We start from the raw sequence: 21684 nt of genomic DNA, 5'->3' as shown, positions 1-21684 counted from the left end.
CGCCGCCCCCGGCTTCGGTCGGGGCGGCGCCGCAGGTCGGGCGGGTGAGACCTCAGATGTTGATCATGTGACCCGACAAGCCGTGGAACGCCTCCTGCAGCGCCTCCGACAGCGTGGGGTGGGTGTGGACGTTGCGTGCCAGCTCGAGGGCCGTCAGGTCCCACTTCTGCGCGAGGGTCAGCTCGGGCAGCAGCTCGGATACATCGGGGCCGATGAGGTGCCCGCCCAGCAGCTCGAGGTGCTCGGCGTCGGCGATGAGCTTGACGAAGCCGATCGGCTCGCCCAGGCCGTTGGCCTTGCCGTTGGCGGTGAAGGGGAACTTCGCGACCTTGACGTCGTGGCCGGCGTCGCGGGCCTGCTGCTCGGTCAGGCCGAAGGAGGCGACCTGCGGCGTGCAGAAGGTCGCGCGCGGCATCATCCGGTAGTCGCCCAGGGTCATCGTCTCGGCCTTGCCGATCGTCTCGGCGGCCACGACGCCCTGCGCCTCGGCCACGTGGGCCAGCTGCAGCTTGGCCGTGACGTCGCCGATGGCGTAGATGTGCGGGACGTTGGTGCGCATGTGGTCGTCGATGCCGATGGCGCCGCGCTCGGTGAGCTTGACGCCGGTGTGCTCGAGACCGAAGCCCTCCACGCGCGGAGCGAAGCCGATCGACATGAGTACGCGGTCGGCCTCGATAGAGCCCTGCGCGCCGTCCTTGCCGGTGTAGGTGACGGTGACCTTGTCGCCGGAGTCCTCCACCTTCTCCACCTTGGTGGAGGTGAGGATGTCCACGCCGTACCCGCGGTACTGCTTCTGGATCTCCTTGGAGACCTCGGCGTCCTCGTTGGGGAGGGCGCGGTCGAGGAACTCGATGATGGTGACCTTGACGCCGTAGTTGGTCAGGACGTACGCGAACTCCATGCCGATCGCGCCGGCGCCGACGATGACCATCGACTTCGGCAGCTCGCGGTTGAGGATCTGCTCCTCGTACGTCACGACGTTCTCGCTCAGGCTCACGCCCGGCAGCAGCCGCACGGTGGAGCCGGTGGCGATGATGGCGTTGTCGAAGGTCACGCGCTCGACGGAGCCGTTGGCGCCGGCGACGTCGATGGAGTTCGCGTCGACGAACGTGCCACGTCCGTCGTACTCCGTGACCTTGTTCTTCTTCATCAGGTAGTGGATGCCCTTGACGTGCTGGTCGGCGACCTTGCGGCTGCGATCCCACGCGGTGCCGAAGTCGAAGTGCACGTCGCCGGAGATGCCGAACAGGTCGGCCTTGGCGTGGAACGTGTGCGCCAGGTCGGCGTTGCGCAGCAGCGCCTTCGAGGGGATGCAGCCGACGTTGAGGCAGACACCGCCCCAGTACTTCTCTTCGATGACCGCGACAGAGAGGCCCAGTTGAGCGCTGCGGATCGCCGCGACGTAACCGCCGGGGCCCGCGCCGAGGATGACGACGTCGTAGTGAGGCATGACTCCCAGCCTATCGTCCGTCGCGCGGGCCGGAGCCGGCGCGAGCGCGCCGCGGGCGGATGACCAGGAGGTACAGAACGAGACCGATCACGACCACCAGCACGATCGCGCCGACGATCCACGGCAGGGGGTCCGCAGCTCCCGCGGCGTCCTCGTCGGAGATCGGCGTGGCGGCGGGGGAGGGCTCGGCGGACGGGGTGGGCTGAGCCGTCTCGATGGGCTCCGGGGTGGCGGTCGGGGTCTCCGCCGGGACGGGCGGTGTCACCGTGAAGGCGAACTCACCGGAGATCGGGTGGCCGTCGCTGGAGACAACGCGCCACACCACCTGGATGCTGCCGCTCGCGTCGCCGGCGAGCGCCTGCGTGAGCGTCGTGCCCGCCACGACGGCGGGTCCGTCGGTCAGCGCCGTGCCCGCGGCATCCGTCACCTGCACCTGGTTCGCCTCGTCGCCGCCGAGCAGCTCCGCGCTGAAGGTGAGTGTGAGGGCCTCGGGCAGGGCCGTGAGCTCGGCTCCGGCGGGCGGGTCGGTGGACACGAGCTCATCGTGCGCCGCGGCCGGCGAAGCGGCGCCCCACAGCACGGTGAGAGCCATCAGGAGGACCGTCGCGAGGACGGTCAGCGGGTGGATGCGGAAGCGGTCGGGGGTCACGTTTCCGAGCCTACCCGGGGCCCCGTTGGGGCCGCAGGCCGCCCGTCCGCGCAGCTCGGGAGACAGCCGAGGCAGGTGCGGACTCGACACGGTGGACTCCTTGTCAGTAGGTTCGAATTCCCGCCGGGCTCGGCGGATCCGGAATCCGGCGCCCGAACGCCGACGCGCAGCGCGGCCCAGCGCCGTGTCGGCCCGGGGAGAGGCCGCATCAGGCCCGCCGCTTTCGGTTAGTGTGGATGAGGAAGGAGGACTCGTGGACGAAACACGTCGACCCGAGCCGGGCGAGATCCGGCGCGACGCCGATAACGGCTCTTCGGAGGTCCGTTCGCACGACACCACGCAGACCTTCGGCCACGACGCCGACCTGTCCTTCGTGCCGTTCGGGAGCGAACTGAGCGAGACCGAGATCGAGGCGATCGGGGCGCTGCCCTCGGGAGCGGCCCTGCTGCTCGTGCGCTCCGGTCCCACCGCCGGCGCCCGCTACCTGCTCGACACCGACGTCACCACCGTCGGTCGTCACCCCGAGGCCGACATCTTCTTCGACGACGTGACGGTCTCGCGCCGGCACGCCGAGATCATCCGCGAGGGCGTGCGCTTCGACATCGTCGACCAGCGCTCCCTCAACGGCACCTACGTCAACGGAGAGCGCGTGGACCGCACGACGCTCGCCAACGGCGCCGAGGTGCGCATCGGCAAGTTCCGCCTGACCTTCTTCGTCTCGCCCGCGGACCTCCCGCCGGCCGCCGACGCCTGATGCCCGCCGCATCCGCCCGTGGACGTTCGTCGTCCGCGGGGCTGCTCAGCATCGGCCAGGTGCTGGCACGGCTGACGCCGGAGTTCCCCTCGCTGACCTCCAGCAAGCTCCGCTTCCTCGAGGTGCAGGGGATCGTCTCGCCCACGCGGACGGAGTCGGGGTACCGAAAGTTCTGCGCCGCCGACCTCGACCGGCTGCGCCTGGCGCTGACGCTGCAGCGCGACCACTACCTGCCGCTGAACGTCATCCGCGACTACCTCGCCGAGCTCGACGCCGGCCGCAATCCGTCGCCGCCCAGCTCCGTCCCCTCCATCGTGCCCGCTCCGCGCCGGTACCGCCGCGCGGAGCTGCTGGCCGCCGCGGGGGCCGCGCCGCAGCTGCTCAACGATGCGATCAGCACCGGCATGATCACGGCGTCCGAGACGTACACGGATCAGACGCTGGCGCTGCTGCGGGCGCTCGTGGCGCTGGATCGCCACGGCATCGAGCCGCGCCATCTGCGGAGCCTCCGCCAGAGCGCGGAGCGCGAGGCATCGCTCATCGAGTCGGCGCTGGCGACGCTCATGCGTCGCCCGGATGCTGCGTCCCGCGCGCGGGCGAGCGAGCTCGCTCCGGAGCTCGCCAAGCGTCTCGAGGACGTGCGCGCGGTGTTCGTGCGCGACGCGATCGATCGCATCATGTCGTGATGGCGCGACACGCCGAACCCGCGATGCGGATGTCGTTGCCGCAGGCCCCTCGCTCCTCTAGCGTGGATGTATCCGATTCCCCGAGGAGGTTCCTGGCATGACCGCTGGAAAAGCAGTCGGCGAACCTCGGTTCGTCTCGGACCTCCTGTTCACCGACGGTCTGCCGGAGATGGACGACGAAGTCGGGTACCGCGGTGCCGTCGCCGCTCGTGCGGCCGGCATCACCTACCGCCAGCTGGACTACTGGGCGCGCACCGAACTGGTCGAACCGACCGTGCGCGGCGCCTCCGGCTCCGGCTCGCAGCGGCTCTACGGCTTCCGCGACATCCTCGTCCTCAAGCTCGTCAAGCGCCTGCTGGACACCGGAATCTCGCTCCAGCAGATCCGCACCGCTGTGGACCAGCTCCGCGCCGCCGGCATCCGCGACCTCGCCGGCACGACGCTCATGAGCGACGGCGCATCGGTGTACCTGTGCACGTCCAACGACGAGGTCATCGACCTCGTCAGTCGGGGCCAGGGCGTCTTCGGCATCGCCGTGGGCAAGGTGCTCCGGGAGGTCGAGTCCACGCTCGTGGAGTTCGACGCGACCGCGCCGGACCCGGTCGACGAGCTCGCGGCGCACCGCGCGAAGCGCACCGCGTAGCATCCGACCCGCGTGCGTGCGCGCCCCGAATCAGGAAGATCGACGCAATCAGGCCGATTCGGCCCGATTCCATCCTGATCCGGGCGAATCACCTGATTTCGGAGGCGGGTCAGACGCTGGCAACGTCGCCGGGGATCGGGATGCGGCCGGTGCGCATGACGCGGTCCAGCAGCGCGTCGAAGTCGGCGGCGAGCTCCTGTGCGGAATCGCCCGGCCACACGTGCAGCGGCTTGGCCGCGCCCTGCGCCTGCTGCAGCGACGTGCGCTCGGGCAGCTGCGGGTTCAGCACCAGCGGGCCGAACATGTCGCGCAGCTCCTTGATGCGGAACTGGTGCTCGATCGACTGCGGGCGCACGCGGTTGACCACGACGCCGAGGGGCTGCAGGCGGGGGGAGAGACCGCGACGGATCTCCTCGATCGCCCGCAGCGCACGGTCGGCGGCGGCGACGGAGAACAGGCCGGGCTCGGTGACGACGATGACGCGGTCGCTCGCGGCCCACGCCGTGCGCGTGAGCGCGTTCAGCGACGGTGCGCAGTCGATCAGCACGAGGTCGTAGTCGGCCTCGATGGTGGCGAGGGCCTCTTCGAGCTTCCACACGTCACGGACGCTCGGATGCGGGCCGTCGAAGTTGATCGCGGACGGGCTGCCGATCAGCACGTCGATCGTGCCGGGGTGCACCTTGGCCCAGCCGCTCGTCGTGATCGCCTGACGCACGACCTTCTCCCGCGGATTGGCGAGGACATCGGCGATGTTCAGCCGGCCCGCCACCTGGATGTCCATGCCCGTGGACACGTCGGATTGAGGGTCGAGGTCGACGACGAGGGTGCGCACGCCGCGGGCGAAGGCCGCGGAGGCCAGACCGAGCGTGACGGTGGTCTTGCCGACGCCGCCCTTGAGCGAGCTGACGGAGAGTACGTGCACAAGGGTCTACGTTACCGTCCCCTAGGCTGAGTGCACACTCAACCGGCCGCCATGTGAGGTGTGCATGTTCCGAAAGATCCTGGTCGCCAATCGCGGCGAGATCGCCATCCGTGCTTTTCGAGCCGCCTACGAGGTGGGAGCCCGCACCGTTGCGGTGTACCCCTACGAGGATCGGTTCTCCCTTCACCGCCTGAAAGCGGATGAGGCGTACCAGATCGGCGAGCGCGGGCATCCCGTGCGCGCCTACCTGAACGTCGACGAGATCATCCGCGTCGCACGCGAGAGCGGAGCCGACGCGATCTACCCCGGCTACGGCTTCCTCTCCGAGAACCCGGAGCTGGCCGAGAAGGCCGCCGCCAACGGCATCGCCTTCATCGGTCCGCCCGCCGCAGTGCTGGAGATGGCCGGCAACAAGGTCACGGCCAAGGAGCACGCGGTCGCCGCGGGCGTCCCGGTCCTGCGCTCGACCGAAGCATCCGACGACATCGACGCGCTCGTGGCGCAGGGCGAGGACATCGGGTTCCCGCTGTTCGCCAAGGCCGTCGCCGGCGGCGGCGGGCGCGGCATGCGCCGGGTGGACTCCGCCGGCGAGCTGGCACCCGCGCTGGCCGAGGCGATGCGCGAGGCGCAGAGCGCGTTCGGCGACCCCCGGATGTTCCTCGAGCAGGCCGTGCAGCGCCCGCGTCATGTGGAGGTGCAGATCCTCGCCGATCAGGCCGGGCACACCGTCCACCTGTTCGAGCGCGACTGCTCCGTGCAGCGCCGGCACCAGAAGGTCATCGAGATCGCGCCGGCCCCCAACCTCTCCGACGACGTGCGCGACGCGCTGCACCGGTACGCCATCGCGTTCGCGCAGTCGATCGGCTACCAGAACGCCGGCACCGTGGAGTTCCTCCTGGAGACGGCGGGACCGCGCACCGGCGAGGTGGTCTTCATCGAGATGAACCCCCGCATCCAGGTCGAGCACACCGTGACCGAAGAGGTCACCGACGTCGACCTCGTGCAGTCGCAGATGCGCATCGCGGCGGGGCAGACCCTTGACGAGCTGCACCTCGCGCAGGACGACATCCGCCTGCGCGGCGCCGCGCTGCAGTGCCGCATCACGACGGAGGACCCGGCGCAGGGCTTCCGCCCCGACACTGGGAAGATCACCACCTACCGCTCGCCCGGCGGCGCAGGCGTCCGCCTGGACGGCGGCACGACGGCCGCGGGCGCGCAGATCAGCCCGCACTTCGACTCGATGCTGGCCAAGCTCACGTGCCGCGGGCGCGACTTCCCCGCCGCCGTCGCCCGTGCGCGGCGCTCGCTCGCGGAATTCCGCATCCGCGGGGTGTCCACCAACATCCCGTTCCTGCAGGCGGTGCTGGATGACCCCGCCTTCCTCGCCGGCGATGTCAGCACGTCGTTCATCGACGAGCGCCCCGAGCTGCTGCGCGGCCGGGAGTCCAAGGACCGCGGCTCGAAGATCCTCAACTGGCTCGTGGATGCGACGGTGAACCGTCCGCACGGGGAGAACCCCGTCTCGGTGAACCCGAAGCTGAAGCTGCCCGCGCTCGATGTGCTGACCCCCGCGCCCGCGGGATCGCGTCAGCGACTGGAGCAGCTCGGCCCGGAGGGCTTCGCCCGCGCACTGCGCGAGCAGAACGCCCTCGCGGTGACGGAGACGACGTTCCGCGACGCCCACCAGTCGCTGCTGGCAACGCGCGTGCGCACCAAGGACCTCGCGATCGTCGCGCCGTACGTCGCGCGCCTGACGCCTCAGCTGCTCTCGGTGGAGGCGTGGGGCGGCGCCACGTACGACGTCGCGCTGCGCTTCCTCGGCGAGGACCCGTGGGAGCGACTGGACGCCCTGCGCAGCGCGCTGCCCAACGTGGCGGTGCAGATGCTCCTGCGCGGGCGCAACACGGTCGGTTACACGCCGTACCCGACCGAGGTGACCGACGCGTTCGTGGCCGAGGCATCCGACAGCGGCATCGACATCTTCCGCATCTTCGACGCGCTCAACGACGTCGCGCAGATGCGCCCCGCGATCGATGCGGTGCTGGCGACGGGCCGCTCGGTGGCCGAGGTGGCCGTGTGCTACACCGGCGACCTGCTGGATCCGGCCGAGAACCTCTACACGCTGGATTACTACCTGCGCCTGGCCGAGCAGATCGTCGACGCCGGCGCGCACGTCCTGGCGATCAAGGACATGGCGGGGCTCCTGCGTCCCGCGGCGGCCTCGCGCCTGGTGTCGGCGCTGCGCGAGCGGTTCGACCTCCCCGTGCACGTGCACACGCACGACACCGCCGGCGGACAGCTCGCGACTCTGCTGGCCGCGTCGGCGGCCGGTGCGGATGCGGTGGACGCGGCGTCCGCGCCGATGGCGGGCACCACGAGCCAGCCCTCGCTGTCTGCCCTCGTGGCAGCCCTGGCCCACACCGAGCGCGACACCGGACTGGACCTGCAGGCGGTTTCTGACCTCGAGCCGTACTGGGAGGCCGTCCGCCACCTGTACCGCCCGTTCGAGTCGGGGCTCCCGGGCCCCACGGGACGCGTGTACCGGCACGAGATCCCCGGCGGCCAGCTGTCGAACCTGCGCCAGCAGGCCATCGCGCTGGGCCTGTCGGAGGACTTCGAGCTCATCGAGGAGATGTACGCCGCCGCCAACGACATCCTCGGCCGCGTGCCCAAGGTGACCCCGTCGTCCAAGGTCGTCGGCGACCTCGCGCTGCACCTCGCGGCGGTCAAGGCCGACCCGGCCGACTTCGCCGCGAACCCGGAGAAGTACGACGTGCCCGACTCCGTGGTCGGCTTCATGGCCGGCGAGCTGGGTGATCTCCCGGGCGGATGGCCCGAGCCGTTCCGCACCAAGGTGCTCGCCGGGCGCGACGTGAAGATCGGCGTGACGCCGTTGACCGACGAGGATGCGGTGCACCTGGCCGGCACGTCGGTCCAGCGCCGCGAGCGCCTGAACACCCTGCTGTTCCCCGGGCCGACGCGCACCTTCACGGAGGTGCGGGAGACCTACGGCGACCTCAGCGTCCTGGACACCGCCGACTACCTGTACGGGCTCGTGCCCGGCTCCGAGCACATGGTCGAGATCGAGAAGGGCGTGCAGCTGTTCGTCGGTCTCGAGGCCATCGGCGACGCCGACGACAAGGGCATGCGCACCGTCATGACCACGCTCAACGGCCAGTTGCGGCCCGTCTTCGTCCGCGACCGCTCGATCGCGGTGGAGACGCGGTCGGCCGAACGCGCCGACACCTCCAAGCCCGGTCAGGTCGCGGCCCCCTTCTCGGGTGTCGTGACCCTGAAGACCGCCGTCGGCGACACCGTCGCGGCCGGTCAGGCGGTCGCCTCGATCGAGGCGATGAAGATGGAGGCGGCGATCACCAGCCCCGTCGACGGCGTCGTGGAGCGGCTCGTGGTGGGCAGCACGCAGCAGGTGGACGCAGGGGACCTTTTGGTCGTCATCCGCCCCGCGCAGTAGCCTGGGGGGATGGGTGCGCGCGCCCTGATCCCGTTTGGAGACCTGCTGTGACCCCCGACCGACTCGATGAGACCCCTGAGGAGCAGCCCGAACACGGCATGCTCACCGACGCCGGGAGCGTCGACACCGCCGGCATCGGCATCCTCGGGGCCGCGACCGCGCAGGTGCGCGTGACGCTTCCGAACGCGGATGACGACGAGTTCGCCGAGGACGAGGTCGTCGACGACATCTCCATCGAGCACATCCCCACCGGCGACATCATCCTCGAGCACGCGCCGGAGGGCGACGCCGCCGCGTGGCGCTCGGACGACATCCACGACGCGGAGGAAGTCCACGACGACGCTCCCGCCGCCACTGTCGCCGACGAGACCGCCTCTCATGACACGGTCGCCGCGGACACCGCCTCCGAGGACACCGCCTCCGATGACACCGTCGCCACGGGCACCGTCGCCTCCGACGCTCCGGTCGCCCAGGACGCCCCCGCGGATGCGGCCGACGTGCCGCCGGCGGGGGAGGAGACCGCGCCCGAACCCGAGACGGTGGCCGCTGCCGCGGCCACGCAGCCCGCGGCATCCACGCGCCGATCCGTCCCGGTCGGCGACCCCGTGCCGCTCACCGGCGCCATCCCGACCACGCGGCGCGCCGCGCACCACGCCGACGAGCACGCGCGCCTCGACCGCGCGCACGCCGTCGAGCGGGTGCACCCGCCCCAGCCGGAGATCGCGCTGACCTCCAAGCGCCTCGGCGAGTTCGAGCCGAACCGCGAGACCTCCGACCTGCTGACGGCCGACCGCCTTCTGGACCGGGGACAGCTCAGCGGTGCCGAGCCGGAGGGGCTGTGGCAGCAGATCGTCTACTCGCTCTCACGGCACCGCATCAACCTCGGCGACAGCCGCAAGGCCCGCGAGCGCAAGCAGCTCGACGTCCGGATCGCCGCACCCCTTCCCGGCGGCGCGCGGTTCGTGCCAGTGCTCTCGCGCAAGGGCGGCGTGGGCAAGACCACGATCACGACGCTGCTCGGGATGGCGCTGGCCTCCGCGCGGGATGACCGCATCATCGCGATCGACGCGAACCCCGACCGTGGCACGCTCGCCGACCGGATCGGCCGCGTGGGCGGCCGCACCGTCCGCGACCTCGCGCGCGTGCGCGGCGAGGTCACCGGCTTCAACGACATCTCCACGATCGTGGCGCGCGACGAGACGCGCCTGGACGTGCTGGCCTCGGACTCCGACCCGCGCGTGTCGGAGGCCTTCAGCGACCGCGACTACCACGACGTCGCCGCCGTCGCCGCGCACTACTACTCCATCGTCCTCACCGACACCGGTACCGGCATCGTCCACTCCGTCATGGGGGCGACCCTGGAGATGGCCGACGAGCTCGTGATCGTGGCAGGGCTCAGCGTCGACGAAGCGCGGCTGGCGTCCGAGACCCTGACGTGGCTGGAGACGAACGGGTACGCCGATCAGGTGCGCAACGCCGTGGTCGTGCTCAACAACGGCCGCCCCGGCACGCCGCTGGTGAGCGAGCGGGAACTGGAGACGCACTTCCGCACGCGCGTGCGCTCGGTCGTGCGCATGCCGTACGACCCGCTCATCGGAGCGGGCAGCGAGATCACCTTCCGCGACCTGCAGCCGGCCACGCGGCAGGCGGCGCGCCAGCTGGCCGCCGCGGTCGTCGAAGGCCTGCGGTCGATGGCTCCGGCCGCGTGACGCTGTGACCGTCCGCAGCATCCGCCTCTTCGGCGACCCCGTCCTCCGCGCCGTCAGCGCACCGATCACCGACATCGACGACGGCGTGCGCGCCCTCGTGCGCGACCTGCTCGACACCGTCGAGCCCCCCGGCCGCGCCGGTGTCGCGGCGCCGCAGATCGGCGTGGGGCTGCGCGCCTTCAGCTACAACATCGACGGCGACATCGGCTACATCCTCAACCCGGTGCTCGTGGAGACCGCCGGTGACCCCGTGCCCACCGGCGAAGGCTGCCTCTCCATCCCCGGCGTATGGCACGACGCACTGCGTCACCCCTACGCGAAGGTCGTCGGCATCGACCTGGACGGCAACGAGCTGGTGCTGGAGGGGGAGGGCCTCATGGCGCAGGCCCTGCAGCACGAGACCGACCACCTCGACGGGAAGCTCTTCCTGCAGCGGCTGCCCGCCGACACCCGCCGGGAGGCGATGAAGGAGATCCGCGAGAGCTCCTGGTTCTGACCAGGAGCCCCGGCGGATCGCGTCTTACGGCAGCGAGACGTTGGTCGTGTTGACCGGTGCGCTGTAGATCTCCTCGACGTGCTCGGCGAAGTCGCTCAGGATGACCGTGCGCTTGATGCTGAGCTTCGGGGTCAGGTGTCCGCTCGCCTCGGTCCACTCCACCGGCAGGATCGTGAACTTGCGGATCGACTCCGCCCGCGACACGTGCGCATTGGCGCCGTCGATCGCGCGCTGCACCTCGAGGTGGACGACCTCGTGCTGCGCCGCCTGGGCCAGCGGCATGTCGGCGGCCAGGCCGTTGTTCGCCAGCCACGTGGGCAGCATCTCCGAATCCAGCGTGATGAGTGCGGAGATGAACGGCTTCTGGTCGCCCACGACCACGACCTGCCCGATGATGGGGTTCGCGCGGATGGGATCCTCCAGCGCCGCGGGGGCGACGTTCTTGCCGCCGGCGGTGACGATGATCTCCTTCTTGCGCCCCGTGATGGTGAGGAAGCCGTCGGAGTCGAAGGAGCCCAGGTCACCGGTCTTGAACCAGTCGCCGTCGAACGCCGCGGCGGTGGCCTCTGGATTGCGCCAGTACTCCTTGAACACGTTGACCCCGCGCACCTCGATCTCGCCGTCCTCGGCCAGGCGCACGCCCACGCCCGGCAGCGCCGGACCCACCGTGCCGATCTTGGACTTGGTCGCGAGGTTCACCGTCGCCGGCGCCGTGGTCTCGGTGAGGCCGTAGCCCTCCAGGATCACCACGCCCAGGCTGTGGAAGAAGTGTCCGAGGCGCTCGCCCAGCGGCGCCGACCCCGACACCGCGAACTGCACGCGGCCGCCCATGGCGGTGCGGAGCTTGGAGTAGACGAGGCGGTCGAACAGCGCGAACTTGACCTTCAGGCCCAGCGGGACCTTCTTGCCGTCCTGCAGGAGCTTGGAGTGCTCGATCGCGGCCGCGGCGGCGGCGCGGAAGATCTTGCCCTTGCCGCCGGCTTCGGCCTTCTGCTCGGCGGAGTTGTACACCTTCTCGAACACGCGCGGCACCGCGAGCAGGAACGTCGGTTTGAACGACCCCAGCGCCGGCAGCAGCTGACGCGTGTCGGGCTGGTGCCCGACCTTCACCCCCGCGTGGATGCTGAGGATCGAGATGAAACGCGCGAACACGTGCGCGGTGGTGATGAACAGCAGCGTGGACGCCCCCGGCGCCTCCACGACCTCGTGCAGCGCCTTGGCGGAGTTGCGGGAGAGCTCGACGAAGTTGCTGTGCGTGAGCACGCAGCCCTTCGGGCGACCCGTGGAGCCGGAGGTGTAGATGAGGGTGGCGATGTCGTCACCGTTGGCGATGGCGCGACGGCGTTCGATCTCGGCATCCTCCACCGAGGCGCCCGCGGTGACCAGCTTGTCCAGGTCGCCCAGGTGCATGCCCCACACCTCGCGCAGGAGCGGGAGGTCGGCGCGGACCTCGTCCAGGCGCGCGGAGTGATCCGGTGACTCCACGATGACGGCGATGGCACCGGAGTCGGAGAGGATCCACTGGATCTGGGCGGGCGAGCTCGTCTCGTACACCGGCACCATGACGGCCCCGGCGTAGAACAGCGCGAAGTCCACGAGCGTCCAGTCGTACGTGGTGCGCGCGAGGAAGGCGACCTTGTCGCCGGGCTGGATGCCCGAGGCGGCGAAGCCCTTGGCCAGAGCGATGACCTGCCGCTGGAACTCGGCGGCCGACACCTCCCGCCACCCCGGCCCGTCGGGGACGGCGAACAGGGCGCGCTCGGGCGTCGCGGCGACGCGTTCGGCGAGCAGGTCTGAGATGTTGGCGGACGGATCGGCGGGCACGATCGGCGGGACAACGAATTCGGTCACGGCAGCTCCTTCGGTACCGGAAAGCACATGTTTCGGATGGATCGAGTGTATCCGGACGCCGAGGTGGGCCCCGAGCAGGCGCGACTAGACTCGCAGGCGCCGTCGTCGCGTCGTCGGCCGGAAGGGAGCGCGGTGCTCAACGTCGGAATCGACATCGGCGGGACCAAGATCGCCGGCGGAGTCGTCGATGCCGCCGGCGGCATCCTCGACAAGCGCCGCGTGGACACCCCCGTGGAGGTGCCCGCACTGGTGGACGCCGTCGTCGCGATGGCCGAGGAGCTGCGTTCGCGTCACGACGTCACCGCGATCGGGGTGGCGGCGGCCGGGTTCATCGACCGCGACCGCTCCACCGTGATCCACGCCCCCAACATCGCGTGGCGCAACGAGCCGCTGCGCGCCGTGCTGGAGTCGCGGCTGCAGGCCCCGGTGTCGATCGAGAACGACGCCAACGCGGCCGGATGGGGCGAATTCCGGTTCGGCGCCGGCCGCGGCCGCTCGCACATGGTGATGCTCACGATGGGAACCGGCGTGGGCGGTGCCGTCGTCTCCGACGGGGCGCTGTACCGCGGCGGATTCGGCTCCGGTGGCGAGCTCGGGCACGTCCGCTTTCTCCGCGACGGCCTGCTGTGCGGCTGCGGGCAGAAGGGGTGCCTCGAGCAGTACGCCTCCGGCCGGGCGCTGCAGCGCGAAGCCGCGGAGATCGCCGCCCGCGGTGGGATCGGTCAGGCCCTGGCCGACGTGCGCGACGCCGACGGTACGATCCACGGCACCGACATCTCCCGTCTCGTGCAGGCCGGTGACCCCGGCGCCCTCGAGGCGCTGCGTCGCGTCGCGAGCGCGCTGGGGGAGGCGTGCGGCGGATTCCAGGCGGTCCTGGATCCCGAAGTCTTCGTCATCGGTGGGGGAGTGGCCCAACTGGGCGACGTCGTCCTCGAGCCCGTGCGCGCCGCCTACGCGGCCTCGCTGCCCGGCGGCGGAGACCGCCCGATGGCCGAGTTCGCCCTCGCGCGGCTCGGCAACGACGCCGGACTCATCGGCGTCGCCGACCTGGCGGGCAGGGGTCGCTGACGATGTTCTACTGGCTGATGAAGTACGTCGTGATCGGACCGGTCCTCAAGGCCATCTTCCGCCCGTGGATCGTCGGCCGCCGCAACATCCCGACCGAGGGCGCGGCGATCCTCGCGAGCAACCACTTGTCATTCGCCGACTCGGTGTTCCTGCCGCTCATGATCGACCGGCGAATGGCCTTCCTCGCCAAGAGCGACTACTTCACCGGCAAGGGACTGAAGGGATGGGCCACGCGCGCCTTCCTCAGCGCCACGGGTCAGATCGCGATCGACCGCACCGGCGGCAAGGCATCGGAAGCATCCCTCAACACCGGACTCCGGGTCCTCGGCCGGGGCGAACTCCTCGGCATCTACCCCGAAGGCACGCGCAGCCCCGACGGGAAGCTCTACCGCGGCCGTACGGGCATCGCGCGGATGGCGTTGGAAGCCCACGTGCCGGTGGTGCCGGTCGTCATGGTCGACACCGACACCATCCAGCCGATCGGCAAGCGCATCCCGCGGATCGGGCGCGTGGGCATCGTGATCGGCGAGCCGCTGGATTTCTCCCGTTTCGCCGGCATGGAGAGCGACCGGTACATCCTCCGCTCGGTCACCGACGAGATCACCCTCGCCCTCCAGCGGCTCGGCGAGCAGGAGTACGAGGACGTCTACGCCTCCACCGTGAAGGACCGCATCCTCGCCGACCGCGCGCGATCCGGGGCTCCGGCGCGGCGATAGACTTCGAGGATGCTTCAGCACCTCGACGGTCTCGATCATTGGCGGACACTGCCCATCAAGCAGCAGCCGCAGTGGTATGACGCCGATGCGGTGGCCGCGACATCCGCCGAGATCGCGACGCTGCCCCCGCTGGTGTTCGCCGGTGAGGTGGACACGCTGCGCGAGCGCCTGGCGCGCGCGGCGTCAGGGCGTGCGTTCCTGCTGCAGGGCGGCGACTGCGCCGAGACCTTCGCGGGGGCGACCGCCGAGCAGATCCGCAACCGGGTCAAGACCGTGCTGCAGATGGCCGTCGTGCTCACCTACGGCGCCTCGATGCCGATCGTGAAGATGGGCCGCATGGCCGGGCAGTTCGCCAAGCCGCGCTCCAGCGACACCGAGACCCGCGGCGACGTGACGCTGCCGGCGTACCGCGGCGACATCGTCAACGGCTACGACTTCACCGAGGAGTCGCGCAAGCCCGACCCCGCGCGGCTGCTGAAGGGCTACCACACCGCCGCGTCGACGCTGAACCTCATCCGCGCGTTCACGCAGGGTGGTTTCGCCGACCTCCGCGAGGTGCACAGCTGGAACAAGGGCTTCGCCTCCAACCCGGCCAACCAGCGGTACGAGCGCCTCGCGGCCGAGATCGACCGCGCCATCAACTTCATGGAGGCGGCGGGCGCCGACTTCGACGAGCTGCGGCGCGTGGAGTTCTACACCGGCCACGAGGGCCTGCTGATGGACTACGAGCGGCCCATGACGCGCATCGACTCGCGCACGGGCACGCCGTACAACACCTCGGCGCACTTCGTGTGGATCGGGGAGCGCACGCGCGACCTCGACGGTGCGCACGTGGACTACTTCTCCCGCATCCGCAATCCCATCGGCGTGAAGCTCGGTCCGAGCACGACGCCCGAGACCGCGCTGGCCCTCATCGACAAGCTCGACCCCGAGCGCGAGCCCGGCCGCCTCACCTTCATCACGCGCATGGGTGCGGGCAAGATCCGCGACGCGCTGCCCCCGCTGCTTGAGGCGGTGAAGGACTCCGGCGCCACGCCGCTGTGGGTGACCGACCCCATGCACGGCAACGGCATCACGTCGGAGAACGGCTACAAGACGCGGCGGTTCGACGACGTCGTGGACGAGGTCCGCGGCTTCTTCGAGGCGCACCGTGCGGTGGGCACGTTCCCCGGCGGCATCCACGTCGAGCTCACGGGCGACGACGTGACGGAGTGCCTGGGCGGCTCGGAGATGATCGACGAGGCCACCCTCGCGACGCGCTACGAGTCCCTGTGCGATCCGCGCCTGAATCACATGCAGTCCCTCGAGCTGGCCTTCCTCGTCGCCGAGGAGCTCGAGCAGCTCTGACCCGCGCGCGCCCCGCGCCCCTCGGCCCGCGCGCGATCCGCGAGACTGCAGCCCACCGGCGAGACAGCGGCATAATGTCGCGGTCTCGCCGGTGGCGTGCAGTCTCGCGGGGGTGAGGTGGGGGACCGGGGTCAGCCGGTGGCGAAGATCCGGACGGACGTGCCGGGGCGGTGCGACGTGCCGGCGGCGGGATCCGTGCGGCTCACCGTGAACAGGCCCCACACGAGCTCGGGGAGGGCCGTGCCGGGCTCGAAGCCGGCGTCGCGGAGGATGTCGAACGCCTCGGACACCGTGCGGCCGACGACGTCGGGAACCTGGATGGGGCGCGGCCCCTCCGACACGAGCAGCTGGACGGTATCGCCCGGGCGCCAGTTGCCTCCGCCGTCGCGGGCGAGGATGCCGATGACATCGCCCTCCGCGATGGAATTGCTGTACTCCGACGCCCGGTCGCCGGAGACCTGCAGGCCGGCGTCGGAGAGGCGCGCGGTGGCACGGTCGACGCTGTCGCCGGTCACGTCGGGGATGGGGCCGAGCGATACGAGCAGCGACACGGTGTCGCCCTCGAGCGCGGCGCATCCCTGCGTGCAGTCGGCGGGGTCGCCGCCCGCGCGCGGCGTGAGGGTCGCGCCCAGGACCGAGCCGGCGGGCGCGTCGGTGAACTCCTGCGCATCGGGGTCGGTGACGAGGAGGTTGATGCCGGTGAGGATGCCGCGGGCCTGCTCGGCCGACATCCCCGCGAGGGGTTCGACCTGCTGCGGGCGCGGCCCGAGCGAGACGAGCACCGTGACGGTGGTCTCGCGATCCACCCGCGTCCCCGGCTCAGGGTCGGTGCCGACGACCGTGCCGGCGGCGATGTCGAGGTTGTAGATCCCCTCCTCGGCGGAGATGAGGGTGTCCTGCAGCAGCCGGGCCTGTGCCTCGGGGAAGGTGCCCCCGGTCACGTCGGCCACCACGACCATGGATCCCGGCCCCGATCCGAACCACCAGCCGGCACCGCCGGCCAGGCCCGCCATCAGCAGCACGAGGGCGAAGAGCCAGCCGCCCTTGGCGGCGCGGCGCCTGGTGCGCGCCCGCAGCCGCGCGCCGTTGTCCGACTCCTCCGGCGGCGCCGGTGCGGTGACGACACTGGGGGGAAGCACCTTGGTCAGCTCGGCGGAGTCGGTCACGTCGTCGGCGGTCGAGGTGCCCACCGCGACGGCGCGCGCCACCTGCGGGGCCACGCCGAGGTCGCGTTCGATTTCCCGCAGGCGATCCAGCATCGCGCCGGCATCGAGAGGCCGCTCATCCGGCACCTTCTCGGTGGCCCACAGCACGAGCTCGTCCAGCTGCTCGGGCACGCCCGGATTCTTCACACTCGGGCGCGGCACCGAATCGGTGGCGTGCTGGAACGCGATCTGCATGGGCTGCTCGCCCTTGTACGGCTGCTCGCCCGTGAGCATCTCGTAGAGCATGATGCCCAGGGCGTAGATGTCGCTGCGGGCGTCGGCGGTGCCCCGTGTGACCAGCTCGGGGGCGAGATAGGCGATCGTGCCGAGCAGCATCTGGCCCGACGCGGTGTTCGCGGTCGTGGCCCGTGCGAGCCCGAAGTCGCCGATCTTGATGCGGCCGTCCTCGGCCAGCAGCACGTTCTCGGGTTTGACGTCGCGGTGCACGATCCCCGCGCGGTGCGCGGCGGCGAGGCCCGAGAGGATCGCATCCATGATCGTGATGGTCTGGGGGACGGTGAGCCGGCGGTGCTCGCGCAGAAGCTCGCGCAGCGTGATGCCGGGCAGGTACTCCATGACGAGGTACGCCATGTCGCCGTCCTGGCCCTGGTCGAACACGTTGACCACGTGCGGATCGGCCAGGCGCGCCGCTGCACGAGCCTCCTGGATGAAGCGGCTCTGGAACACCGCGTCGTCGCTGAGGTGCCCGTGCATGACCTTGAGTGCGACGCGACGCTCCAGGCGCAGGTCGGTCGCGACGTACACGGTCGCCATGCCGCCGCGCGCGATCCGCGCGCGAACCCGGTATCGGCCGTCGACGAGACGTCCGATCAGCGGGTCGGCCTGGCTCGTACTCACGGAGAGAGTCTACGGAGCGGGCCCGGCAAGGCCTGGGAGCGGCTCACCCCGTTACACAGCTGTTCCCTGACGATTCCCGCTCACCCCAGCGCCGCGAGCCACGCGTACGCCGGCTGCTCCCACTGTGCATACCGCTCGGGGAATGCGGAGATCTGCACCGCCTGCGCGGCGTCGGTATACGACATGCCCTCCCACCCGGGGATGTCGAGCAGGCCGCGCGTGAGCGTGCCGTTGGGGTCGGCGGCGCCGCCGAAGAACGCCCGCGTGGATCGTGCGGGGTCGCGGATCTCCTCCGCCGTGCCCCATCCGGTGCTGGGCCGCTGCTGGAACAGGCCGAGCGAGTCGCGATCGCCCCAGTCGAGGTTGCGCAGCCACGACTCCTGCATGGCGGTGCCCAGCGCGATGGCGATGCCGCGCTCGGAGACGCCGAGCTCGCGCCCGATGGCGATGATCAGCTGCGCGTTCGCGATCTGCTCGGCATCGAGTCCGTCGGCCGCCGGCGCGGGGGAGGAGGCGGCGGCGGGCGCTGCCGAGAGGACGGGGGCGGGGATCGCCAGGGTCTGGCCCGGGTAGATGATGGACTCCCGCGTGAGGCCGTTGGCGTCGAGCACGGCCTGCGTGCTGACGCCGTTGCCGCGCGCGATCGCGCTGACGGTGTCGCCGGCCTGCACGGTGTGCAGCACGGCCACCGGGGACGGGGCGGGTGCAGCCGCGGCGGCGGGGGCGGGGGCGGATGCGGCCAGGCGCAGCACCTGCCCGGGGTAGATGACGGAGGACCAGTCCAGCCCGTTGGCGGCGAGCACGTCGGGGGTGCGCAGGCCGTAGCGCGCGGCGATCGTGCTCACGGTGTCACCGGCCACGACGACGTGGTCGGCCGGTGCGGCCAGTGCCAGCGCGGCGCGGTGGGCCACGACTTTGCCGCCGGCGGCATCGCGTCTCTCGGGCACGGCGTCGGTGTGGTCTGCGGGTGCCGGTGCGGCGTGCGCGGATTCAGCAGTGAGGGCCAGCGCGATGGATCCGGCGAGTGCCAAGGGCAGGCCGGAAACCAGCGAGCGGGCGCGGGGGGTTCGCCCTGAGGGTCGCATGGGGGGATGCTCCGTTCTCGGTTTCCGTCACGCTGTCACGGATCCGGTGCGGGTGTCAACCAGAGTGAAGGCTGTGACGGATGTGAATAGCGAGAGATAGCGCCGCCGGCGCGGCCGAGGATCGCCGTGCCGGCGACCCGGCGGAGGTGAGATAGTGAAAGCGTGACAGGCACTCCCCTCGAAACCACCTGGCTGACCCTTCCCGAACTCGTCGAGGTGCTGGGTGAGCCGCTCGGACGCGTGCGACGCCTCCTGGACGATTCCCACCTGATCGGGTCGCGCCGGAACGGGCCGCTCGCCGTACCCGCGCTGTTCCTCGTCGACGACCGTCCACTGTCGTCCCTGCGCGGCACCGTGATCGTGCTGCATGACGCCGGCTTCACCGACGACGAGGCCATCGACTGGCTGCTCACGCCCGACGACACGATCGGCGTCGCTCCGCTGGAGGCGCTGCGCGCGGGCCGCAAGAGCGAGGTGCGGCGGGTCGCTCAGACCCTCGCGTGAGGCGCGGCCCGCGGAGTCAGGACGTGCGCGTCGTGGCTGCCCGCGCCAGGTCGCGCAGTTCCCCGACGGCGGCGTTGTCCAGCCGCGCGCCCGAGAGCGCCCGGTCGGCTTCGAGGGCGTAGGAGGAGATGAGCTCCTCCGTGCGCTGCAGCGCGCCGGTGTCGCGGATCGTCCGCTGCAGCGAGGCGATCTGCTCCTCGTCGAGGGTGGGATCGCCGATCAGCTCATCGAACACGCGGCGGGCGCCCGTGGGCAGCTCCTCGCGTGCGAAGGCCACCAGGACCGTCCGCTTCCCCTCGCGCAGGTCGTCGCCGGAGGGCTTGCCGGTGACGGATGCGTCGCCGAAGACCCCCAGGACGTCGTCGCGCAGCTGGAAGGCCATCCCCACGGGGTGGCCGAAGGCGGACAGCGCCTCCTCCTGGGCCGCATCGGCGCCGGCCAAGGCTGCCCCGATCAGCAGGGGCTGCTGGATGCTGTACCGCGCCGACTTCAGCGACGCGATCCGGAGTGCCCGCTCGGCGTGCTCGGCGTCGGGCTGCGTCGAGAAGGCGGACTCCTCGGCGACGTCGAGGAACTGGCCGACGGTGACGTCGCGCCGCATCCGCGCGTACGCCGCTCGCGTCGCCACTGCCCGGTCGACCGCCGTCGCGGCGATCGCCTCCTCCAGCAGGTCGTCACTCCACGCCACGAGCAGATCGCCCAGCAGGACCGCGCCGGACCGGCCGAAGGCCGTGGCGTCGCCGTGCCAGCCGCGGCGGCGGTGGTCGGCCTCGAGCCGACGATGCGCGGCCGGGCGGCCGCGGCGCGTGTCGGAGTTGTCGATCAGGTCGTCGTGCACGAGCGCGGCGGCGTGGAAGATCTCCAGCGCGGCGGCTGCGCCGACAGCATCGTCGGGGGTGGGGGAGCCGGCGCGGGGGGAGGCGACCGCGCGCCATCCGGTCAGGCAGAAGCGGGCTCGCAGCCGCTTGCCGCCCTCCAGCGCGTCGGCGGCGGTGTCCGCCAGCAGTCCGGCTTCGGCCCCGAGCTCACCGGCCTCGCTCCGTCGGATGGTGAGGAAGGTGTTCAGTCGCTGGGAAACAGCCTCGATGGACTCCGGGGAGGGTGACACGGCCCTAGCCTAGTGATTGACCGCACGCGTAGAATTGTCGCCAAGAAGCATCCGAGGGGGTTCCATGCCACTCTCCGAACAGGAGCAGCGTCTGCTGGATGAGATGGAACGCCATCTCATGCGCAACGACGCCGATGTCGTCACCGCGCCCGGACACGCTCTGAGCTACCGCAATATCGTCTACGGCACGATCCTCGTCCTCGTCGGACTGGGCGGTCTGATCTTCGGCGTGACCGTGGGCATGAACACTCTGGGCGTCATCCTGGGCGTCGTGGGATTCGCCGTCATGCTGGGCGGCGTCATCCTCGCCGTGACCCCCATGCGCGGGGCGAGCCCGGCACGTCCCTCCACTTCCCGCCCCCAGGCCGCCGCCCCGAGCCGCGGCGCGTCGTTCATGGATCGCATGAACGATCGCTGGGACCGGCGGCAGGACGGGAACTGACCCGCCGCTGACCCGGGCGAAACGCCCGGGACGACACGAAGCACCGACTCTGCGGAGTCGGTGCTTTTTTTGTGCCCTCGTGGCGGCCGAGGCGTCGCGAAGCCCGGTATCTCGCGCAAAGTGATAGCTAAGTGGAGGAGAGTGGAGTAAAGTGGTGGTACTTCGCAGGGCCGGGACGGAGGGGGTGCACGGATGCTGCTCGGCACGCACACCCCCAAGCTCGACGACAAGGGCCGCGTCATCCTCCCGGCGAAGTTCCGCGACGACCTCGGCGCGGGCGTGGTGGTCACGCGTGGGCAGGAACGCTGCCTGTACGTGTTCTCCACGGCGGAGTTCGAACGGGTGCACGAGCGCATCCGGGAAGCACCACTGAGCAACAAGCAGGCGCGGGACTTCCTGCGCATGTTCCTGTCGGGAGCCAGCGCAGAGAAGCCCGACAGCCAGAACCGCATCACCCTCCCGCCCGCGCTCCGTGCGTACGCGGGACTCGAGCGCGACCTCGTCGTCACCGGCGTGGGAGCGCACGCGGAGATCTGGAACGCCGACGCGTGGAACGCCTACGCCGAGAGCAACGAAGAGACGTACGCCGAGATGGAGCAGGAGGTGATCCCGGGCTTGTTCTGACCCCCGGCTGTGATTCCCAGCCGCTCGCCCTGACGCACTTCCCCGGCGCCAGGTCGACGCGGATGGGGATCAGAGCCCCGGGCCGAAGCCCCCGC

Annotated in this window: 19 protein-coding genes; 12 read left to right on the top strand and 7 right to left on the bottom strand. The window is 70.9% G+C overall.

The genetic code is table 11. The features are described from left to right. Positions 1 to 52 precede the first annotated feature (52 nt). Positions 53 to 1450 carry a dihydrolipoyl dehydrogenase gene (gene lpdA / locus E4V99_RS16615; RefSeq protein ID WP_135065310.1) on the bottom strand — a complete coding sequence of 466 codons (1398 nt, stop codon included), beginning with the start codon at positions 1448 to 1450 and terminating at the stop codon, positions 53 to 55. Positions 1451 to 1460: 10 nt separating this feature from the next. Then, the gene (locus E4V99_RS16610; RefSeq protein ID WP_135117885.1) at positions 1461 to 2099 is read right to left on the bottom strand and encodes a copper resistance CopC family protein; all 639 of its coding nucleotides are present in this window, start codon (positions 2097 to 2099) and stop codon (positions 1461 to 1463) included. 253 nt (positions 2100 to 2352) lie between these two features. On the opposite strand from E4V99_RS16610, the gene E4V99_RS16605 reads away from it, so the two are divergent. From E4V99_RS16605 to E4V99_RS16595, 3 genes are all read left to right on the top strand, one after another. Beyond that, on the top strand, positions 2353 to 2853 hold the full coding sequence (locus E4V99_RS16605; RefSeq protein ID WP_135065317.1) for an FHA domain-containing protein: 501 nt from the start codon (positions 2353 to 2355) through the stop codon (positions 2851 to 2853). Continuing rightward, complete coding sequence (locus tag E4V99_RS16600) at positions 2853 to 3539, top strand: MerR family transcriptional regulator (protein ID WP_135065320.1); 687 nt, start codon at positions 2853 to 2855, stop codon at positions 3537 to 3539. The genes E4V99_RS16605 and E4V99_RS16600 overlap by 1 nt, the downstream gene beginning before the upstream one ends. A gap of 97 nt (positions 3540 to 3636) precedes the next feature. After that, on the top strand, positions 3637 to 4182 hold the full coding sequence (locus E4V99_RS16595; RefSeq protein WP_135065323.1) for a MerR family transcriptional regulator: 546 nt from the start codon (positions 3637 to 3639) through the stop codon (positions 4180 to 4182). Between the two features lie 109 nt (positions 4183 to 4291). Here E4V99_RS16595 and E4V99_RS16590 read toward each other — a convergent pair whose 3' ends face one another. Next, positions 4292 to 5104 carry a ParA family protein gene (locus E4V99_RS16590; protein ID WP_135065326.1) on the bottom strand — a complete coding sequence of 271 codons (813 nt, stop codon included), beginning with the start codon at positions 5102 to 5104 and terminating at the stop codon, positions 4292 to 4294. A 64-nt stretch (positions 5105 to 5168) separates the two neighbouring features. Here E4V99_RS16590 and E4V99_RS16585 point away from each other — a divergent pair, with 64 nt between their 5' ends. Genes E4V99_RS16585 through E4V99_RS16575 form a run of 3 tightly spaced genes read left to right on the top strand, consistent with a single transcriptional unit; the run spans position 5169 to position 10781 of the window. Then, positions 5169 to 8576, top strand: coding sequence for a pyruvate carboxylase (locus E4V99_RS16585; protein ID WP_135117884.1), 3408 nt, complete (start codon positions 5169 to 5171; stop codon positions 8574 to 8576). Positions 8577 to 8623: 47 nt separating this feature from the next. Continuing rightward, positions 8624 to 10285, top strand: a complete 1662-nt coding sequence (locus E4V99_RS16580; RefSeq protein WP_245233222.1) for a MinD/ParA family protein — start codon at positions 8624 to 8626, stop codon at positions 10283 to 10285. Between the two features lie 4 nt (positions 10286 to 10289). Continuing rightward, positions 10290 to 10781 carry a peptide deformylase gene (locus E4V99_RS16575; protein WP_135117883.1) on the top strand — a complete coding sequence of 164 codons (492 nt, stop codon included), beginning with the start codon at positions 10290 to 10292 and terminating at the stop codon, positions 10779 to 10781. Positions 10782 to 10805: 24 nt separating this feature from the next. On the opposite strand, the gene E4V99_RS16570 is transcribed toward E4V99_RS16575, so the two are convergent. Continuing rightward, the gene (locus E4V99_RS16570; RefSeq protein ID WP_135117882.1) at positions 10806 to 12632 is read right to left on the bottom strand and encodes an AMP-dependent synthetase/ligase; all 1827 of its coding nucleotides are present in this window, start codon (positions 12630 to 12632) and stop codon (positions 10806 to 10808) included. Between the two features lie 132 nt (positions 12633 to 12764). Between E4V99_RS16570 and E4V99_RS16565 the strand changes: the two genes are divergently transcribed. From E4V99_RS16565 to E4V99_RS16555, 3 genes are read left to right on the top strand one after another with little or no spacing between them, the layout of a single operon-like run. Then, positions 12765 to 13700: an ROK family glucokinase gene (locus E4V99_RS16565; RefSeq protein WP_135117997.1), complete on the top strand. Its 936-nt coding sequence runs from the start codon at positions 12765 to 12767 to the stop codon at positions 13698 to 13700. 2 nt (positions 13701 to 13702) lie between these two features. After that, complete coding sequence (locus E4V99_RS16560) at positions 13703 to 14416, top strand: lysophospholipid acyltransferase family protein (protein ID WP_135117881.1); 714 nt, start codon at positions 13703 to 13705, stop codon at positions 14414 to 14416. A gap of 9 nt (positions 14417 to 14425) precedes the next feature. Continuing rightward, complete coding sequence (locus E4V99_RS16555; RefSeq protein ID WP_135065341.1) at positions 14426 to 15763, top strand: 3-deoxy-7-phosphoheptulonate synthase class II; 1338 nt, start codon at positions 14426 to 14428, stop codon at positions 15761 to 15763. A gap of 131 nt (positions 15764 to 15894) precedes the next feature. On the opposite strand, the gene pknB is transcribed toward E4V99_RS16555, so the two are convergent. Together pknB and E4V99_RS16545 are read right to left on the bottom strand one after the other, a co-directional pair. Continuing rightward, complete coding sequence (gene pknB, locus E4V99_RS16550) at positions 15895 to 17826, bottom strand: Stk1 family PASTA domain-containing Ser/Thr kinase (RefSeq protein ID WP_135117880.1); 1932 nt, start codon at positions 17824 to 17826, stop codon at positions 15895 to 15897. 80 nt (positions 17827 to 17906) lie between these two features. Continuing rightward, on the bottom strand, positions 17907 to 18911 hold the full coding sequence (locus E4V99_RS16545; RefSeq protein ID WP_135117879.1) for a LysM domain-containing protein: 1005 nt from the start codon (positions 18909 to 18911) through the stop codon (positions 17907 to 17909). A 162-nt stretch (positions 18912 to 19073) separates the two neighbouring features. On the opposite strand from E4V99_RS16545, the gene E4V99_RS16540 reads away from it, so the two are divergent. Continuing rightward, a complete protein-coding gene (locus E4V99_RS16540; protein ID WP_135065349.1) occupies positions 19074 to 19415 on the top strand; it encodes an Rv2175c family DNA-binding protein in 342 nt (113 codons plus the stop codon). 16 nt (positions 19416 to 19431) lie between these two features. Here E4V99_RS16540 and E4V99_RS16535 read toward each other — a convergent pair whose 3' ends face one another. After that, positions 19432 to 20523 carry a polyprenyl synthetase family protein gene (locus E4V99_RS16535; RefSeq protein WP_135065352.1) on the bottom strand — a complete coding sequence of 364 codons (1092 nt, stop codon included), beginning with the start codon at positions 20521 to 20523 and terminating at the stop codon, positions 19432 to 19434. A gap of 64 nt (positions 20524 to 20587) precedes the next feature. Between E4V99_RS16535 and E4V99_RS16530 the strand changes: the two genes are divergently transcribed. Continuing rightward, positions 20588 to 20965, top strand: a complete 378-nt coding sequence (locus E4V99_RS16530; protein ID WP_135065355.1) for a DUF3040 domain-containing protein — start codon at positions 20588 to 20590, stop codon at positions 20963 to 20965. 192 nt (positions 20966 to 21157) lie between these two features. Next, a complete protein-coding gene (gene mraZ / locus E4V99_RS16525) occupies positions 21158 to 21589 on the top strand; it encodes a division/cell wall cluster transcriptional repressor MraZ (RefSeq protein WP_135065358.1) in 432 nt (143 codons plus the stop codon). Positions 21590 to 21684: the final 95 nt, after the last annotated feature.

Origin of the sequence: Microbacterium sp. dk485, from assembly GCF_004570445.1 — a bacterium.
Classification (GTDB): domain Bacteria; phylum Actinomycetota; class Actinomycetes; order Actinomycetales; family Microbacteriaceae; genus Microbacterium; species Microbacterium wangchenii.
This window is presented reverse-complemented; position numbering and strand designations above follow the sequence as displayed.

Bases quoted from the DNA above. Each gene is read 5' to 3' on its own strand.
- E4V99_RS16585 (WP_135117884.1), top strand. From the start codon at position 5,169: ATGTTCCGAAAGATCCTGGTCGCCAATCGCGGCGAGATCGCCATCCGT.
- lpdA (WP_135065310.1), bottom strand. From the start codon at position 1,450: ATGCCTCACTACGACGTCGTCATCCTCGGCGCGGGCCCCGGCGGTTAC.
- E4V99_RS16545 (WP_135117879.1), bottom strand. From the start codon at position 18,911: ATGCGACCCTCAGGGCGAACCCCCCGCGCCCGCTCGCTGGTTTCCGGC.
- E4V99_RS16560 (WP_135117881.1), top strand. From the start codon at position 13,703: ATGTTCTACTGGCTGATGAAGTACGTCGTGATCGGACCGGTCCTCAAG.
- E4V99_RS16530 (WP_135065355.1), top strand. From the start codon at position 20,588: ATGCCACTCTCCGAACAGGAGCAGCGTCTGCTGGATGAGATGGAACGC.
- E4V99_RS16555 (WP_135065341.1), top strand. From the start codon at position 14,426: ATGCTTCAGCACCTCGACGGTCTCGATCATTGGCGGACACTGCCCATC.
- E4V99_RS16595 (WP_135065323.1), top strand. From the start codon at position 3,637: ATGACCGCTGGAAAAGCAGTCGGCGAACCTCGGTTCGTCTCGGACCTC.
- mraZ (WP_135065358.1), top strand. From the start codon at position 21,158: ATGCTGCTCGGCACGCACACCCCCAAGCTCGACGACAAGGGCCGCGTC.
- E4V99_RS16600 (WP_135065320.1), top strand. From the start codon at position 2,853: ATGCCCGCCGCATCCGCCCGTGGACGTTCGTCGTCCGCGGGGCTGCTC.